Below are 15,467 nucleotides of genomic sequence, written 5' to 3'. Positions count from 1 at the left end.
AGTATACGCCAGCCGCTATTCACTTGATTCGCGGAACGGTTGGAAAAAAATTATCGGAGAATGAAAAAGGCTATGAACATGCCGAAACGACATACGATTATATTCGCTTCTCTTGTTTTGCTTTTTGCAGCGGCGGCGCAAAGCTATGCGGCGGAATCGATCGAACTGCTGAAAAAAGCCGAAGCGTCCGGCATTCTCCTGTATTGGGACAGCCTATCCGAAACCGGCCTTATGGAAAAAAACGGACACCAAATCAGTTTCCGTGCGGGCGACAGCGTCGTGCTGCTCGATAACCGAAAGCTTTCGGTAACCGATGCCCCCGTCGCGAAGTCGGGCGCCCTTTTCGTGTCGCAGGCTTTTATAGATACGGCTGAATCGTTTTTTAAAACGGAAAGCGAAGAAGCGCACTACCGCGTCGGCGCGATTTTAATCGATCCGGGACACGGCGGAAAAGATCCGGGGGCGAGCCAAGTGTTCCGGCAAAACGGAGAGACGCTCGTCATTCGGGAAAAAGACGTAACGCTTGCCGTCGGAAAAATGCTGTATGCAAAACTCAAAACGGCGTTTCCCGACAAAAAAATTATATTGACGAGGAACAGCGATACCTTTCTTTCGCTCGGCGAGCGGACCGATATCGCGAATTCCGTGCAGCTGAAAAAAAACGAAGCGGTGCTGTATGTTTCCGTTCATGTAAACGCTTCTTTGGACAAAAAAGCGAGCGGCTATGAAGTGTGGTATCTGTCGCCGGGGTATCGGCGTACCGTTATCGACAAGGCTGCTGCGGGAGAAGATAAAACGCTCTTTCCGATTTTGAACGCACTGACTGAAGAAGAGTATACGACCGAAAGCGTCCTCATCGCAAAATTTATCATGGACGGCTTGCAGACGCAGATAGGCGACAAGTCGAAAGCGCGCGGCATAAAGGCGGAAGAGTGGTTTGTCGTTCGAAACGCGAACATGCCGAGCGTACTCGTCGAACTGGGGTTTTTAACGAATTATACCGAAGCGCGGAATTTAAGCGATACGCAATATCTGCAAAAAGCCGCGTTCGGCATATATAACGGTATAAGCGATTTTATCACGCACTTTGAGCGGTCGAGAGGCTTTACATCATCAAAATGATTTTGTACGATGGCGCTATGAAAAGAAAAACAACGGCGTTTATCGCGATCGTGTCGGCTTCTTTCGTTCTGTCTCTTGTGCTGTGGATGATCCGCTTTCCGGGCATTCGCTACGTGTTTATGTTCAAGTCGGCTGCAACCGGCAAAATCTGCATGGAGTCGAGGTATTTACCGCGGCATCCCGTGCAGGGCAAGGTGAACTGTTACGTGGACGAACTTTTGCTCGGGCCTTTGACTGCGGAATACCGCCCGCTGTTTACGCGGGGTACCCGTGCGCAATCGTGTTTTGTGCGCGGCGGCGTTCTGTATGTCGATCTTTCGGACGCGCTCATTTCCGAAGCGGACGGTGCATCCGAAATACGACAAGGGATGGAATTATTCAGGAAAAATATCCTGTATAATTTTAAAAATATTCATACTATCGAAGTGTTTGTTGCCGGCAATCATGCGTACGAAAAAAACGCCGTCGGGGATTTGCGTAAAGAAAATCCTTGACAAACGGATTTTTTTGTAATATCGTGATAAACGGTACAAGGCTACATCGAATAGTATAAGGAGCTTCCAAAATGAAGAAGACTTTTTTTGTGATTGCGGCGGGTATGCTGCTTGCAGGAGGCGCGGGGCTTTTTGCTGCCGAATCGATGGTTATCGATTTTACGCAGCTCGATGCGGACATCGTCGCCGATGCTAACGGCAATCCGACGCAGAACAGCCGTACTGTAATGAATTACGCTGCGGCTGCAGGCGCTACGTTCACCGCAGAGCAGCGGGATCTTATGAAAACATCTCTCGCTCTCCCCGAATGGGAAGTCATACTCAATTCTTCGGCCCAGAACGTAGAAGCGGTAGGAGTTTCGACGGTCGTCGCAGCTCCGGTACGCAGCGAAGCCGATGTGCCGTTCGCAGGTTCGAACGTCATGGGCGTGCGCATTCTTTTCCCCGAATGGAATTCGAACGCAAACGCGCGTATTCAGCCGCCGTTCGACATTCCCGCGTTTGAACCGCTTGCGGGAGCGGATGCCGACGGCAACCGCCAGGCGCAGACCGCTGAAGAAAAAGCGGGCGGCAAAACCCTCTTTGAAGACGGCTACGGCGTCGTCAGAAACGTCGGCGCAATCAAATCGATCGCCGTTACGACGATGGGCATGAACTATCCCGAAGGTCTGTACGTTTTGCTCAAAGACAACGACGGAATCGAACGCCGCTATTTTATGGGCTATCTCGGATTCGACGGCTGGAAAGAGCTTGTGTGGAATAACCCGCAGTACATCGCCGATATCCGTAACCGCGAAATCCGCGTGTACCCGATTTATCCGCGCGGTATTCCATACGTAAAATTCGCAGGCTTCCAGATTACGCGCGACGCCGCTCACATCGGCGGAGACTATATCGGCTATTTCAAAGATGTTAAAATCATCTACGACAAAGCCGTGTTGACGTCCGAACGCGATATCGCCGACGAAGATCTGTGGGGCATTGTCGGCGCGCGCGAAAAGAAACGCCAAGCCATCGAAATGGAGCGCTTCGGCAACAAGCAGGTAAACCGCTATCTCGAACGCGTTAAACAGGCGACGGAAGAAAGCTTTACTTCGAGTCTCAATCCGGACTCTACGTCGAATGCCGCACGTTCGTCGGGCAATTCCGCAAATGCAAAATAAGAAACCCTGAGTTTTCTTTAATAAACGTCCTTTATGCCTGCCCTGTTGCAAGGCTGGGGGACGTTTTTTTATAATTTGATTTCGAGTTATGGAACACAAGTCTTACGATAATCTGCCGGCAAAAATCCATATTCAAAAAACGTATGAATCCTATGCGCCGTATTTTTATGCCGTCATGGCAAATATTCAAAAACGACTGGAAGACGGCGTTTCGCTCTCTTCTCCTCCGACATATAAAGCGCGCATAAAATCTTTCGACAGCTATTATAAAAAGATTCTGCGCTTAAAAGTGCCGCCGCCGTCAGACGGCTCTCTCATTTGTCTTACCGATATGGTCGGCATACGCATCATCTGTGCGTTTCTCGAAGACCTCTCCGAAGTTTCGGCGCAAGTCAAAAATCTTTTCGATGTGCGGGAAATCGAACAAAAAGGGCCGGCCGAAAATTTCAAAGCATTCGAATACGAATCGATTCACATCCTCGTAAAAATTCCGGATTCGTGTTTTCCGCCGCCCTCCGATTTTCCGTCGCTTCCCGTTTTGAAAGATATCGTATGCGAAATACAGGTTCGAACGATTTTGCAGGACGCATGGGCGGAAGTGGAACACGAGCTTATCTACAAAAGCGAGTTTTCCCCCTTCGATCTGCCGCTTCGAAGAAAACTCGCGTCGATCAACGCGTCGCTCACCCTTGCCGATACGATTTTTCAGGAAATCCGCGATTATCAAAAAAAACTGCAAGGCGAAGTAAACGAGCGGCGAAAATTATTTTATGAAAAAGTCGATGAACTTGATCCGGTAAAACGCGGAATAAAAAAAATATCGGCCGAGCCGGATATCCCTTCTGCTTTTGCAAAAGGGACGATCGACGATTTGCTTCTCGAAGCGATCCATGCGCACAATACGGGAGATTTGGCAAGAGCGATCAGAATCTATACGCAAATCATCGAATCGCTTCCCGCGCCGAGCGATGTCGTCTTATCGGTCATTCATAAGCACCGCGGTATGGCATATTTTACCGACAGTGAATATCAAAAAGCTCTTGAAGATTTTAAAGCGAGTTTTGCATATAATCCGAAAAATTTCCGTGCGCTCTATTACGAAGGAATCGTACACGGCATTCTCGGAAACAACGACGGAGCAATCGATTGTTTTTCGCGCTCTCTTTCAATCAACGAATATCAGTCGCATGCGTTTTATCACCGTTCGAAAGCTTATTACGAAAAAGGCGAATACGAAAGCGCGCTTTCCGACATACGCTCTGCCAAAAAGCTCGGCATAAACGACGATGCGTGCAATGTACTGCTTTCAAACATTATGGATAAGATGTAAAGCAATCACCGCCGTTTTTTTATAAAATTTGAATTAAATGCAATAAAGGAATCTTGACAGTTTTTAATTTCGAGTTGTATACTGATACGATATTTCACTATAAAAAACAGGAGGAATTGAAAAAAATGGCAAAAAAGATCGTAATCGTCGGCGGAGTCGCAGGCGGTGCTTCCGTTGCCGCCCGTGCCCGAAGGCTCGATGAAAGTGCTGAAGTCATTATGTTTGAAAAGGGGCCGAACGTTTCGTTTTCGAACTGTTCGCTGCCCTTTTTTTTGAGCCGGATCGTAAAAGAAAGCGACGATCTCGTGCTTATGTCGCCCGAACAGTTTAAAAAACAGTACAATATCGTTGCGAAAACGTCGCACGAAGTACTCAAAGTAAACGCCGAGCAAAAAACCGTTACCGTAAAAGATTTGACGAGCGGAAAAGAGTTCGACGAAAGCTACGACACGCTCGTCCTCTCTCCGGGCGCTTCTCCGGTCATGCCGAGAGCGATTCCGGGCATCGATCGGGAACACGTGTTTTCGGTACGCAACGTCGTCGATATCAAAAAGATCGATGATTACGTTACGGAGCATTCGGTAAGCGATATCGTCGTAGTCGGCGGCGGTTTTATCGGCATTGAAGTCGCCGAAAACTTTAAGCTTGCCGGAAAAAACGTCACGCTCGTCGAAAAACTCGACCAAGTACTTGCGCCCTTCGATTACGATATGGCGCAGATTTTGCACAAAGAAATGTACGACAAAGGCGTCGCTCTCGTCCTCGGCGACGGCATCAAAGAGATCGGTGAAAAAGACATTACGACCGAAAGCGGAAAGAAGATCGCCGCAGGGGCGGTCATCATGGCGCTCGGCGTGCGGCCTGAAACCGAACTTGCAAAATCGGCAGGCGTCGAAATCGGCACGACGGGCGGTATCCTTGTCGATCACAATTACCGCACGAACGTTCCCGACATCTACGCCGTAGGCGATGCGATCGAAGTGACGCACTTTATCACAAATAAAAAAACGCGCCTTACGCTCGCAGGTCCCGCTCAGAGAGAAGCGAGAGCGGCTGCCGACGATATGTACCGCATTCCGCACCGCAACACCGGTGTCATCGGTTCGTCGGTTATCCGCTGCTTCGATTTCAATGCGGCGTGTACCGGCTTAAACGAACGGGCGTGTAAAGATGCGGGAATCGATTACGATTACGTGTATGTCATCCCCGGCGATAAAGTCGGCCTTATGCCGAATGCGAATCCGCTCTTTTTCAAATTGATTTTCGAAAAACCGTCAGGAGCGATCATCGGTGCACAGGCGATAGGTAAGGGTGCCGTCGATAAGCGGATCGACGTCATCGCGACCTGCATTATGCTGCACGGAACGCTCGAAGATTTGAAAGAGCTCGAATTGTGTTATTCGCCGATGTTCGGTACCGCAAAAGATATCGTCAATCACGCAGCCCTCGTCGGCCTCAATATATTGAACGGTGTCTTTAAGCAAGTGCCGGTTACGAAAGTGCGCGAACTTGTTGAACGGAACGCGTGCATCGTCGACGTGCGCGAGCCGAAAGAGTATGCAGCGGGGCACATCGTCAACGCGGTCAACATTCCGCTGAGCGTTCTGCGCGAGCGCATGAACGAAATACCGAAAGACAGACCCGTGTACTTGCATTGCCGTTCGAGTCAGAGAAGCTACAACGCGCTCTGCGCGCTGCAGGGCAGCGGCTGGAAAAATGTGTACAATATCATGGGCTCTTTTCTCGGCGTGAGCGAATACGAATACTTTACCGATAAAGTGCAAAATCGGAAGCCTATCGTTACGGCATATAATTTTAAATAATTATTAAAGGAAGATGATAAAAAGCGCCGTCTGAAATATCGTCGTTGCTTTTTATCTCGAGTTTGCCGGATGTTTGCAGAAGACGTGTATATATATCGTTCCGATAAAAATCGTATGAGTACAATACACTGTATTTGCAAACTCGATTATTAAACGTGTGCGCATTTGCGCACGGCTAAAAACTTTTTCGGAAGTTGCAACTTCCTGCAAAAGTTTTTATGGGAGATAATATGAAAACAATTGAAAAGATTGTCGGAGTCGCGCTGCTTATTTTGTGCATCGCGTCGGGATCCGCTTTATTAAAAACGGATATGGTTTTTTTCCGCTGGGTTATGGGACTTGCTCTCGGTTATGTGCTTTCGCGTTCCTTTTTCGGATTTGCCGGCAGCATTAACCGCGCCTATCGTACCGGCTCGACGAAACTCATGCGAGCGCTCATGCTCATGTTCGTCCTTTCGTCGATCCTCTCCGCATCGTTTTTGATTTTCGGAGATCCGACAAAATACGATCTCTGGGTAAACCCGATCAATGCCGGACTTGTCATTGGAGGCGTTTTGTTCGGCTTCGGTATGAGCTGTTCGTCGTGCTGTGCGACCGGTACGCTTACCGATTTGGTAACCGGTTTACCGCGCGCGCTCATTACGCTCCTCTTTTTCGGTATCGGCGTATTCGTCGGTTTTCCGATCCAAGCAAAAGCGGACTGGGTAAAAAAATCGCTCGTTTCGACGGCGACTTTTCCGAGCGGCGTTTTTATTCCCGACTGGTTCGGCGGCAACAAGCGTATCGAATACATCGGTGCGGTAGCCGTAACGATGGTCTTTGCCGGCATCGTTATCGCGCTTTCGTATCTTTATGAAAAAAAGCGCAAGCAAGCGAATACGTATACCGGCGTCGACACGGAAACCGTACAGGAAAAACTGTCCGACCTCGACAGCGCTCGTTATAAGCTTTTGAGCGGCGCCACCTACGACCGCATCTTTGTAAAACCGTGGACGCTCGTCGAAGGCGCGGTGATTTTGTCCGTTTTGTTTACGCTGCTCATGGGCGTGACGAAAGAAGGCTGGGGCGCATCGACGCCTTTCGGTTTTTGGTTCGGAAGACTCCTTAGAGTTTTCGGCGTCTCAACCGATGCGATTACGTCGTTTACGAATAAACCCGCAGGCCCTTTTACGATGCCCTTTGTCGAAAATCCGATGAATATGCAAAATATCGGTATCGTTGTCGGCACGCTTATCTATCTGCTTATGGCGGGAATGTTTACGAAGGTATTTACGAGCGGACTTAAAATTACGCCTCTCGACGCACTCGTCTATGCTTTGGGCGGTTTTGCCATGGGATTCGGCACGCGCCTTTCGAACGGCTGCAACGTCGGAGCGCTCTATACGCCGATCGCAAACTTTTCGCTTTCCGGATGGATATTTTTAATCGCCCTCGTTGCGGGCGGTATGCTCGGAAATGCGATCCTTAAAAACGTGTACCGTGCTTGCGTCAAAAAATAATAATTGATTTTTGATCCCCCGTACCGGGTTTTGCAAATGCAAAGCTCGGCACAGGGGGTGCTTTTTTCCTTATTCGCCGTGCGCGATATTGTCTTTTATAAAGCGCAGTTTCAAATCTTTGAGTCTTTCCGTTATAGACACTTTATAGATGTGAGGATTCAATAAGCGCTTATACGATTCGTCGAACGTTTCAAGCTGCTCACGCATCGTTTTCCGGCTTATCGTAAGCTGTTCGCTGTCGGGAATGCGCGCTTTCGTGCGCTTTCCACCTTCGACGCGTTTTTTTAAAAGCGGCTCGACGCGGGATGCCGTAAAAGCGAATTGGCGGTAGTCGATCATCGGGTGATAGTAGCGGTATTCTTTTCCTTCTTCGATTTTTTCTCCGTCGAGCGCGAGGATATCGGCTTTTGCCATACCGCATTCGTCGTAGAGACGGAATACGTTTTTTATGCCGGGGTTTGTCGTCTTTGCCGGATTGTCGGAAAACTTCATCGAGGGGATGAGCGCGTCCGTTTTTTCATCGTGCCGGGCGGCAAGCTTATACACGCCCGTAAACGACGATTCTTTTCCGCCGGTTACCATGTGCGTACCGACGCCCCAGCTGTCGATCGGAACGCGCTCGGCGACAAGCGCCGAAATGATATCTTCGGTGAGTTCATTTGAAACGGAAATCTTCGCATTCGGCAAACCCGCCGCATCGAGCGCTTTCCGCACTTCCGTCGAAAGATAGGAGATGTCGCCCGAATCGAGACGTACGCCGAAATTGCAGCCTCTTTCGGCGAGTTCTTTCCCTGCGATGATCGCGTTTTTGATTCCCGATTTCAGCGTATCGTAAGTATCGATTAAAAAGACCGAATGTTCCGGATAGATTTTCGCATACGCGCGGAAAGCTTCGAGTTCGGATGAAAAGGACATGATCCACGAATGCGCCATCGTTCCCATGACGGGGATGCCGTATCGTTTTCCCGCAAGCGTGTTCGACGTTCCCGCAGCTCCGCCGATAAAAGCCGCGCGCGATGCGCTCATCGCTCCGTCCGGGCCCTGCGCTCGGCGCAAACCGAATTCCATGAGGCTTCCCTTGTTCGATGCAAGCCATACGCGGCAAGTTTTCGTCGCGATGAGACTTTGAAAGTTTACGTAATTTAAAATCAATCCTTCGACGATCTGCGCTTCGATGAGATTCGCGTGAATTCGGATGAGCGGTTCCTGAGGGAAAATCACCGAACCTTCGTCCATCATGTAGACATCGCCTCCGAACGAAAAGTCCTTTAAATAATCGAGAAAACCTTTTTCAAATATCTTTTGCTCGGCGAGGTAGGCGATGTCGGTCTCTTCAAATCGGAAAGACGTGAGAAGATCGAGGAGCGTTTCGTTTCCCGCGAGGACGGAAAAACCTCCCGACCAGGGCTGCCGCCTGAAAAACATATCGAAGACGACAGGACGATTCATATTTTCTTTCCAATAACCCTGAGCCATCGTGAGTTCGTAAAAATCGGTAAAGAGCGCGCTCGTAATGCCGCATCTTTCCGCCGGAGAAAAATTCGCTTCGGATTCTTTCATACAAATACCTCATTGATAAAAATCGATAATCGCGTATCCGCGATTTTTCAGAGAGGTTTTTTGCGCGCTTTGCCGGCATCCGTCTTACGCTGCATTCCCTGACAAGCCGTATTGTAATTGATTTACCGTATTTAGTCAAAATCCAAATCGAGTGTGTATGTGATGCCGTTTTACAACGCTTTCGTCATGACGATGCCGTCGGTCTGTACCCCGTCTTCGGAAAAAAAATTCGCGATACGGCGGAGTTCCGAAAACCCGTTTTTTCGGTAGATATGCAGCGCGCCGCGCCACGCTTCGTTTACGAGAAGGAGAGCGGTTTTTACTTCGGGATTGCCGGATGAAAACCTGTCGACCGATTGAGAAAAAAGTTTTTTTCCGATGCCTTTTGCTCGATAGGCGGGAAGGAGCGCAAACGAACTCAAATAAAGTACGCTGCCTGTAGGGCGGTGCGACGAGGCGGGATCGTGTTCGAGCGAAAATGCCTTATCGTTGTCGGGAATGCACTCCCATTTTTCCGCACTGAAATAGCCGCAAAGTGTATGAGACGGTGCATCTTCGAAAACGATAAAACAATTTTTACAGATTTCGATGCGCGATAAAAACACTTCTTCGCTTTCACGCGTAGCGGCGTCGAAGGATGCCGCTTCGATATCCATAATCGAGCGGATATCCGACGGAAGGGCTGCACGGAAAATCATAGGATTATTGTAAGCGATTTTATGCCGCGTGTACAGCCGTATATACGCCGTATCGCTTCCACGCGGCTTTGCGCTTTAAAAAACAAGAGGGAAAGATGTTCGGCAAAACGCCTACTTGCTCTTTCCCGCAATTCCGGATTTGCGGTCCGGTTCCGCATAGTGAATCCCTCTTCCGGCTTTGCTTTGCGCCGGGTTGCCAATGACGCGACTGCCTTTCGGAAAACCTTACAATACGGAATCTACAGTAAAAAGATAAAATCCGTACGGCATCGCGTATCGAAGCAGGAAAAAACCTGCAAGGATTATTACAAATATACTATAGGCGCGCCGAAAAGTCAAGTAGGAAATAATTCCTGCAAAAATAATTTCGCGCGTACCGATCATTCCCAGCCGAAGGTCGCAGGCGGCTTATTCGTCGCGTCGTAGTAGACCGCGTCGACAAAGGGGAGGGCGGTGATTTTTTGTACGATGCGCTCAAGTACATCCTGCGGTAAGTGCGCAAAGCGCGCGGTCATCACGTCTTCGCTGCATACGGGACGGAGCACGAAGCTCGCTCGGTCGGGTGAGGACGCATAGGGCAAGTCGATCGTCAAATGCTGGAAGACTTTATCGTACCATCCCGATTCGTGAAGCGCATCGAGTGCGATGTCGTCCGCTTCGCGAAGCCTGTCGAGCCGTCCTTTATCGCAATAGCCTTTTTGCAGCGAAAGCTTTGCGCCCGGCTTTCGGTAGAGGCTGATGAGCGTGCGGTTTATAAAAGAAGCCTTATTCGTGATGTAGGACGATGCCGCTTCGAGCGCATCCCAATCTTCGGGTGTGCGGTAAAAACCGTCTGCAAGCGTTTCGAATGAAAGCACTGCCGGAAATCGATAGGTACGGAAATCTCCCTGTACGCCGACCGAACGCACCGGAAGAGCATATCGCTCCGTTACAATTTGTGAAAGCTGAATGCACATCGTCTCTATTTCTTTTTCCGCGTTTTTAAAATCACTTTTATCTTTTTCGCTCATCGTACCGTCCGAACACAACACGTTGATCGAAAGACCGGGGCCGGGGAAGGGGTGGCGGCGGATGAGGGAAGCGGCGAGGCCGAGCTTTTTTCCGATGTTCCGCACTTCGTCTTTGTAAAGATTTTTCAGCGGTTCGATTATCAAACCCTTTTCTATAAGTGATTGAATTCCTTCTACGCGGTTGTGATGCGTTTTGATGACCTTCGAATTTTTCGTGCCGCCCGATTCGATGATGTCTGGGTAGAGCGTGCCTTGCGCGAGCATCCATGATTCCCCGTCCAAGTGCCGCTCGGCGACGATGGCGTCTCGAACCGCGATAAAGGTTTCTCCGACCGCGACGCGTTTTTTTTGCGGATCGACAAGTCCGCTCACGGCTTTCAAAAAACGCCCGCTCGCATCTTCAACGATAAAATTGGTAAAGCCCGCCGCACGGTAGTGTTCGGCGACGGTCTTGCTTTCGCCTTTACGCATAAAGCCGTTATCGATATGCAGTCCCAGCACGCGATCCTGTCCGAGCGCTTTATTTAAAAGCGCAAAGGTGACGCTGCTGTCGACGCCTCCGCTTAAAAAAAGGAGCACGTTTTTATCTTTCGCTTCGCGCTGTATGTCTGCGATGATCATTTCCAAAACCGCTTTTTCATCCCAATTTTTTTCCATACCGCAAACCTGCGCAAAGTTTTCGAATATCGCGTTTCCGCACGGCGTGTCGGCGACTTCACAGTGAAACTGCAAACTGAAACGTTTTTTTGCAAGGTTTTGCAAAGCTGCGTATTTGCAGTTTTCGGTGCTGCCCGTTTTTTCAAATCCCTCGGCGATCTTCGTCACTTCATCTTGATGGCTCATCCACACTTGCATAGGAGAAGCGATGCCGGAAAAAAGAGGAGAGGCCGCATTTTTGTCGATCGCAAGGTGTGCGATTCCGAATTCTCCCGCTTCTCCTTTTTCCACTTTTCCGCCGTAATGCTGCGCCATAAGCTGGTGACCGTAGCAGAGTCCTAAAATCGGAATGTCGGAATCCAAAATCGATTTATTGAAGGCGGGGATATGTGCGTCGTACACCGAAGCGGGTCCCCCGCTTAAAACGATCCCCTTTGCACCTTCGATTTCCGAAAGAGAAGCGGAGGGGAGGGCGATTTCCGAATAATAGCCGAGAGCGCGGAAACGCTTTGCGATCAAGTGTGCGTATTGACTTCCGAAATCAAGAACGATGATTTTTGAGAGCGGCATAGTGCATCCTGTCTGTAAAAAATATTGGGCATCTCGAAAAACTCACCTTTAGCGATTTTTTCGAGATGCTGACGAGTTGTAACTTGCTGGTAGTATCGCGAGTTACAACATCGCACAAAGTTACCTCTAAAAACTGCAGTTTTTAGAGGTGTCCTATTGTTTAAAATACGGCGTCGCGGAAAATATCGATTTTTCAAAATGCGCGAGCCGTCCGTTTATTGTATCACATTATTTTTTTTTTGTAAGACGATGTATATATTTTTTTTGTATCACCGTCCGGCAATAAAAAATGAGCCGCTTCAAAACTTGTCTGCTTTTCGATATCTCCGAAAAAAAACGCCCCGCTTCCCGCGGGACGTTTTCAAGTGACGGTATGCGCGCCTGCGCTTTTACGCGGGACGCATACGAATCGCTTAATTTCCGGTAAACTGACCGACCAGTTCGGGGAAATCGAAACTCTTTTCTACAAAGTAGCGGAGGTCGAAATCTTCGTGCGTGACGATAACCAAAATCGTCGCGTGGACGGCGAGGTATTCGGAAATCGACTGCATGACTTTCAATCGTGTGTCGAAGTCGATGTGCGCGAAGGGTTCATCGAGAAGGAGGATATCGGGCTTTGCGGTAAGCGCGCGCGCAATATCCATACGCTTCATCTCTCCGGACGACAACTGCTGCGGCCGCTCGTCGAGGTGTGCACTCGTAAGACCGACCTTTTCGAGATTTTTTTCGAGCTCTTCGATCGTTCCGCCTTCGCTTGACGCGGAAATCTGCTTAAACGACTCACGGATGCTCAAGTCGGGGAAAAACGAAAAGCGCGAGTCCTGCTGTACGACCGTCATGCGGCGGCGGAACGGCTTGAACGCTTTCGGATCTCTTCCCGTTTCGTTCGGCTTTAAAGCGACCAAATCGGAATCTTCCAAAAGGATTTGTCCCTTCGTGCTGTCGAGCAGACGGAGGATCGCTTTGATCGTCGTGGACTTTCCGCAGCCGGAAGGTCCGGTAAGTCCGTACACTGTCGAGCGTTCGAATTTGAGGTTCAATCCCTTGAATGCGGTGAAAGTGCGTTCTCCGAAGATACCGCGCTTAAAATACGTTTGCGAAACGTTTTTCAATTCGATCGCGGTTCCCGACGCGCCTTTTTTCGCTTCGGGCTTTTCGTAGCCTTCCATTTCGGGAAGCTCTTTCATCTGTTCGATAAGACCGTCTTTGAGTATAAACGCTTTGTCGAGCGTCAAGCGCTTGATAAAGTCGAGGTCATGACTGACCATGAGGAAGGTTTTATCTTTCGGACCGAGTATTTCGTTGTTCAAAAACGTTACGAAATGCTTTCGGAGGTTCCGGTCGAGGTTTACGGTCGGCTCGTCCAAGAGGATGAGATTGCCTTTTCTCGACAGGAGGATCATGAGCGTAATGCGCTGCATTTCGCCGCCCGAAATTTCATCGGGGTAGAGGCGGGCAAAGGCTTCAAAATCGAGTGAAAAATATTTTGTCAGGCGCTCTACGATAACCGCTCTCTGTCCCGGAGCGAGCAATGCGAGGTTTTGATCGAGCGTTAAAGCGGGGTTCATAACCTGTGCGGTTTCCGCCGGTATGAACATGAGTCCCGACTGCGCAATCTGCGACCATTCGCTGAAGCCGAGTTTATGATTGAAATACGCGGGGATACCGTTTACTTTCATGCCCCCTTCGAAGGTAAAAATCTTCGTAGAGAGAATACCCGCGACCGATTTCAAAAACACGGATTTGCCGGTGCCCGTCGGTCCCATGATGACGGCCGAAGCGTGCGGTTCGATCGAAAAATTGCAGTTTTTAAGGAGCACGCGCTCACCGAGCCGGATCGAAAAATTGTTAAGAGAAATTGGTGTCATGCGTTTCCTCCCTCTTTTTCGTTCAGCACGATTAAAAAGGCGACGCTGATCGCGATAAGCACGGCGGACGGAATCCAAAAGAGGATAGGATCGCCTCCTTCAAACAAAGCGTCGCGGTGAGCGGCGATCAGAGCGCCCGGGCTCAAGTGAGCGGGGGTACCGTAACTGCCGAAACCGAGCTGAATGATAAAACCGAACGAACAGTCGAGGACGAGCGTTTTCAGCAAAATACCCGCCGCGACACGGCGGAATGTGCTGCGCATCAAATCGGTCGTCATCAAAATAGCGAGAATACGCATTTTCGGAAAACCGTATGAGCGGAACGACAAGCTGTATTTTCGGTTGTACAGATCGATGAGCGGGATCGCGATACTCCGAACCGCTTCCGGCAGCGTCGTCACCGTCGCCGCGAGCACGAATACGACAAGCGACATGATCGTCGAAGCCGCGCTCGTATGGCGTGCGAGGTAACCCGATACCGGCGCGTAGCAAAACAGCGCTACGAGGATAGCCGGAATCGATTCTACTGCGTTGAGAATATTTGCAAAGCCTCTGCCGACTTTCATCCACAAGACGCTTATGTAGCCGAGTATAAAACTCAACAGCATCGCGAAAAGTAAGGTCGCCGCAAGCGTAATCGAAAGCTCCTTAAACGATGAAACGAGCGAAGCAAAATAACCGGAGTCTACGATCCTTTGGGGCGCAAGGCCTGCAAAATAAGATGACGGAAGCCATGAAAGAGCGAGAGGCGATATCAAAACGACGATGCACAGTATTTTGAGAACTTTAAATAGCTTTTTCATACCACCTCGGATAAATCAGGAATAGAATGGTTTTCACCAAAAACGCTACGACCGCGTTGACGCACAGGAGGATAAACACCGATGCGACAAGCAAATCGGTATTCGTCGCAAGGAGCGCGTCGAGCAGCGTACTGCCGAGACCCGGGAATGAAAATACGATTTCCGCAATCGTAACTCCTCCGATGATTGCCGGTACTTTTCCCGCAAGATAGGGGATAAAGCGCGGCAGACTCGAAGAAAACAGATATCCCGAATAGGTTTCAGGCAGCGGAAACAAACGTCCCAAATTACGGCCGAGCGTCGAAAACACGACAGCGTGCGTCGAGTTGACTTGCCTGAGCATATCGGCTTTGAGAAAGTTAGTCGCATCCCATGAAAGTCCGCCGAGTACTACGGTGATAAACGCGATGATAATAAACGGGGCGTCGCTTCCGAAGGCATTGGCCAAAACCCAAAAGCCGACGAACAGCGGCACCGCTGCAAGGACCGACGTGACCAAGCCCAAAAATCCGCTGAAGCGTTCCGCTCCGGCATATTCGTGGTGCTCGGCCATGTACTGTCCCGTTACGGCGTAGGCTGAGGCGGCAAGGGCTATAACGGTCAAAATAAAGAGCGCGAGCAGCGTCAGCGGTAAGGTGACGGCTGCCCCCGATGCGATGATTTGACCTGAGCTGAAACCCGGATGCGCGATCGAAAAATCTTCCGAACCCGAAATAAGCAGCAAAAACGATCGTGCCGCTTCGGCATAGCTTTCAGCCGGCGCACCGATTGAAAGCAGATAAAATGCCGAAAGCACGAGTGTCCCTGCCACGGCAAATATGATGCCGTGGACAATGAATTCTCGGATTAAAAAGCGTAAAAAACGCATAC

The 15,467-nt window shown here is 49.7% G+C and carries 12 protein-coding genes; 6 read left to right on the top strand and 6 right to left on the bottom strand.

The genetic code is table 11. The annotated features are described in order from the left end of the window. The first annotated feature begins 72 nt into the window (after positions 1-72). The 6 genes from H9I35_RS02425 to H9I35_RS02400 all read left to right on the top strand — a co-directional run bounded on the left by H9I35_RS02425 (position 73) and on the right by H9I35_RS02400 (position 7,431). Positions 73-1,122 (top strand): N-acetylmuramoyl-L-alanine amidase, encoded by a 1,050-nt coding sequence (locus tag H9I35_RS02425; RefSeq protein ID WP_252722697.1) that lies wholly within the window; start codon positions 73-75, stop codon positions 1,120-1,122. A 17-nt stretch (positions 1,123-1,139) separates the two neighbouring features. Beyond that, on the top strand, positions 1,140-1,616 hold the full coding sequence (locus tag H9I35_RS02420; RefSeq protein WP_187420058.1) for a GerMN domain-containing protein: 477 nt from the start codon (positions 1,140-1,142) through the stop codon (positions 1,614-1,616). 71 nt (positions 1,617-1,687) lie between these two features. Further along, positions 1,688-2,779 carry a flagellar filament outer layer protein FlaA gene (locus tag H9I35_RS02415; RefSeq protein ID WP_187420057.1) on the top strand — a complete coding sequence of 364 codons (1,092 nt, stop codon included), beginning with the start codon at positions 1,688-1,690 and terminating at the stop codon, positions 2,777-2,779. A gap of 88 nt (positions 2,780-2,867) precedes the next feature. Beyond that, positions 2,868-4,109: a tetratricopeptide repeat protein gene (locus tag H9I35_RS02410; RefSeq protein ID WP_187420056.1), complete on the top strand. Its 1,242-nt coding sequence runs from the start codon at positions 2,868-2,870 to the stop codon at positions 4,107-4,109. Positions 4,110-4,234: 125 nt separating this feature from the next. After that, a complete protein-coding gene (locus H9I35_RS02405; RefSeq protein WP_187420055.1) occupies positions 4,235-5,932 on the top strand; it encodes an FAD-dependent oxidoreductase in 1,698 nt (565 codons plus the stop codon). A 230-nt stretch (positions 5,933-6,162) separates the two neighbouring features. Further along, positions 6,163-7,431, top strand: a complete 1,269-nt coding sequence (locus H9I35_RS02400) for a YeeE/YedE family protein (RefSeq protein WP_187420054.1) — start codon at positions 6,163-6,165, stop codon at positions 7,429-7,431. Positions 7,432-7,500: 69 nt separating this feature from the next. Here H9I35_RS02400 and H9I35_RS02395 read toward each other — a convergent pair whose 3' ends face one another. From H9I35_RS02395 to H9I35_RS02370, 6 genes are all read right to left on the bottom strand, one after another. After that, entirely contained in the window at positions 7,501-8,991 is a 1,491-nt protein-coding gene (locus H9I35_RS02395) for a nicotinate phosphoribosyltransferase (protein WP_187420053.1), read from the bottom strand. A 170-nt stretch (positions 8,992-9,161) separates the two neighbouring features. Further along, positions 9,162-9,689, bottom strand: a complete 528-nt coding sequence (locus tag H9I35_RS02390; protein WP_187420052.1) for a GNAT family N-acetyltransferase — start codon at positions 9,687-9,689, stop codon at positions 9,162-9,164. A 380-nt stretch (positions 9,690-10,069) separates the two neighbouring features. Continuing rightward, positions 10,070-11,926 carry a glutamine-hydrolyzing GMP synthase gene (gene guaA, locus H9I35_RS02385; protein ID WP_187420051.1) on the bottom strand — a complete coding sequence of 619 codons (1,857 nt, stop codon included), beginning with the start codon at positions 11,924-11,926 and terminating at the stop codon, positions 10,070-10,072. 413 nt (positions 11,927-12,339) lie between these two features. Further along, complete coding sequence (locus tag H9I35_RS02380; protein ID WP_187420050.1) at positions 12,340-13,794, bottom strand: ATP-binding cassette domain-containing protein; 1,455 nt, start codon at positions 13,792-13,794, stop codon at positions 12,340-12,342. Next, positions 13,791-14,597: a hypothetical protein gene (locus H9I35_RS02375; protein ID WP_016520225.1), complete on the bottom strand. Its 807-nt coding sequence runs from the start codon at positions 14,595-14,597 to the stop codon at positions 13,791-13,793. The genes H9I35_RS02380 and H9I35_RS02375 overlap by 4 nt, the downstream gene beginning before the upstream one ends. Beyond that, a complete protein-coding gene (locus tag H9I35_RS02370; RefSeq protein WP_016520224.1) occupies positions 14,581-15,465 on the bottom strand; it encodes an ABC transporter permease subunit in 885 nt (294 codons plus the stop codon). Before H9I35_RS02370 ends, H9I35_RS02375 begins: the two co-directional genes overlap by 17 nt. Positions 15,466-15,467 lie beyond the last annotated feature (2 nt).

The sequence above is a fragment of the Treponema sp. Marseille-Q4132 genome (assembly GCF_014334835.1).
Lineage (GTDB): Bacteria > Spirochaetota > Spirochaetia > Treponematales > Treponemataceae > Treponema_D > Treponema_D paredis.
This window is presented reverse-complemented; position numbering and strand designations above follow the sequence as displayed.